4 protein-coding genes are annotated in these 1,939 nt (G+C 74.0%); 3 read left to right on the plus strand and 1 reads right to left on the minus strand.

All coding sequences use genetic code 11. The annotated features are described in order from the left end of the window. Window positions 1-154: 154 nt before the first annotated feature. The gene (locus DEIPI_RS0105025; RefSeq protein WP_027481055.1) at window positions 155-592 is read right to left on the minus strand and encodes a 23S rRNA (pseudouridine(1915)-N(3))-methyltransferase RlmH; all 438 of its coding nucleotides are present in this window, start codon (window positions 590-592) and stop codon (window positions 155-157) included. A gap of 162 nt (window positions 593-754) precedes the next feature. Between DEIPI_RS0105025 and DEIPI_RS0105030 the strand changes: the two genes are divergently transcribed. From DEIPI_RS0105030 to rsmI, 3 genes are all read left to right on the plus strand, one after another. Further along, a complete protein-coding gene (locus DEIPI_RS0105030; RefSeq protein WP_027481056.1) occupies window positions 755-1,171 on the plus strand; it encodes a hypothetical protein in 417 nt (138 codons plus the stop codon). Next, window positions 1,168-1,404 carry a hypothetical protein gene (locus DEIPI_RS28665; protein WP_045233674.1) on the plus strand — a complete coding sequence of 79 codons (237 nt, stop codon included), beginning with the start codon at window positions 1,168-1,170 and terminating at the stop codon, window positions 1,402-1,404. The genes DEIPI_RS0105030 and DEIPI_RS28665 overlap by 4 nt, the downstream gene beginning before the upstream one ends. Then, window positions 1,401-1,939 (plus strand): 16S rRNA (cytidine(1402)-2'-O)-methyltransferase (gene rsmI, locus DEIPI_RS28670; protein ID WP_084474040.1); only part of this gene is annotated, 539 nt, incomplete at its 3' end. The genes DEIPI_RS28665 and rsmI, both read left to right, overlap by 4 nt.

Raw genomic sequence — 1,939 nt, forward strand, 5'->3', positions numbered from 1 at the left:
CCCCGCCGCACCCACCACGCCGACCGATCCGGCCGCGCCGAGCGATCCCGCGCAGCCCGCTCCCCCCACCACGCCCGGCGGCTGAGGTCCGCCCCACCGAACCCCCTGGCGGAAGGCGCCCTCACCCCGAGGTGAGGGCGCCTTCCGTGCAGCCTCAGCGGTGGTAAGGCTCGCCCTTGCTGATCGTGGAGGCGCGGTAGAGCGCCTCGAGCAGCACCACCATCGCGAGGTCGTGCGGGAAGGTCAGCTTCGAGAGGCTCCACAGGGAGTGCGCCCGCGCGCGCACCCCGTCCGAGAGGCCGTCCGGGCCGCCCACGCACAGCGCGAGCTCCCCGGTGCCGCCCACCGCGAGCCCGTCGAGGAACGCGGAGAGTTCCTCCGACGTCATCTGCCGTCCGCGCGGATCGAGCGCCACGAGCGGCGCGTGACCCGCCGCGCGCAGAATGGCCACGCCCTCCTTCTCCGGGGTGGTCCCGGGCACGCGCGTCACGCGGGGCTTGTGATAACGCCCCAGCCGCGTCCAGTACTCGTCCCAGCCGGCGCGGGCATACGGGAGGCGGGGTTCGCCGACGGTGATGAGGTGCAGGCGCATGTCGTCTTCGAAGTCTACGTGAAGGAAGCCCCCTGGGGCCCGGTACTCTTTCGGGGCGCGGGGAAGCGGGTAGACTGACGCCATGTGGACGTCGTGCCCCACCGTACCCGCTCGTGCGTCGCGAAGCGTCCGGCGTGCCCCGGCATCCGGGAGTGCCCGCCCGTGAACTACGCGGCGACCCTGGCCGTGCTGATGCTCCTCGCGTTCTTCTTTCCCCTGCTGGTCCGGCTCTCGACCACGTACGGGGTGGAGCGCTCCACGACCATCACCACGACCCTCGTGCTGGCGTCCTTCTGGTTCGCGGTGTGGGGGATCCGCGCGCGCGTCGCGACGCACCGCACGCAGCTGGAACTGCTCGCGACCGCGCGGGCGCAGATCGAGAGCGAACCGAACAACCCCCGCGCGTTCTTCGCGGACGGGGAGCACGTGGGCCTGCTGCTGCTGCGGCTCGGACGGCGCCGCGAGGCGAGCGAGATGATCGACCGCTACGCGCTGCTCGGCGGCGCCCGCGAGAGCGAGATCGTCGCGCTGAGGCAGGCCCTCGCGCGCGCCGAGCGTCGCCGCCGGAGGAACGCGTGAGGGCCTACCGGGGCGTCGTCGTGAACGGCGTGGTGGAACTTCAGGGCGCGCGTCTGCCCGAGGGGACCGTCGTGACCGTCACCGTCGGCGAGGGCGAGCTGCTGCGCGCCACCATCGCGAACGCGCTGCGCCGCCCGAAGCGTGTCCGTATCCGGCTCAAGCCCGCCGCGCCCGGCCTCGGCTTCGAGGCGCCCGATCTCGTTCCAGACGTGGAGGTCGTGCGCAGCGAATGACGACCGCCGTCCACGTCACGCTCGTGCCGACGCCCGTCGGGAACCTCGGCGACCTCACGGCGCGCGCCGTGGAGGTCCTGCGCGCCTGCGACGCCGTCGCCTGCGAGGACACCCGCCGCACGGGCGCGCTGCTGCACCACCTCGCCATCAAGAAGCCCCTCGTGCGGCTCGACGCGCACACCATCCGCGAGCGGGCCGCGGGCACGCTGGAGCGCTACCCGCGGCTCGCGTACGTCTCGGACGCGGGCACGCCCGGCATCAGCGATCCGGGCGCGGAACTCGTGGAGATCGCGCTGGACCTCGGCGGGACCGTGGAGGTCCTGCCGGGCCCCACGGCCTTCGTGCCCGCGCTGGTCCTCTCGGGCCTCCCGGCGGCGCGTTTCACCTTCGAGGGCTTCCTGCCCCGCTCGGGTCGCGAGCGGCGCGAACGGCTCGCCGCGCTCGCCGCGCGGACGGAGACGAGCGTGCTGTACGAGAGCCCGCACCGCCTCGCGGACACCCTCACGGACCTCGCCGGCGTGTGCGGCGCGGCGCG

The sequence above is a fragment of the Deinococcus pimensis DSM 21231 genome (genome assembly GCF_000519345.1).
In the GTDB taxonomy this organism is placed as follows: domain Bacteria; phylum Deinococcota; class Deinococci; order Deinococcales; family Deinococcaceae; genus Deinococcus_A; species Deinococcus_A pimensis.

What these genes read in the sequence shown, in the direction of transcription:
- DEIPI_RS0105025 (WP_027481055.1), bottom strand. Translation starts at nt 592, where the DNA reads ATGCGCCTGCACCTCATCACCGTCGGCGAACCCCGCCTCCCGTATGCC.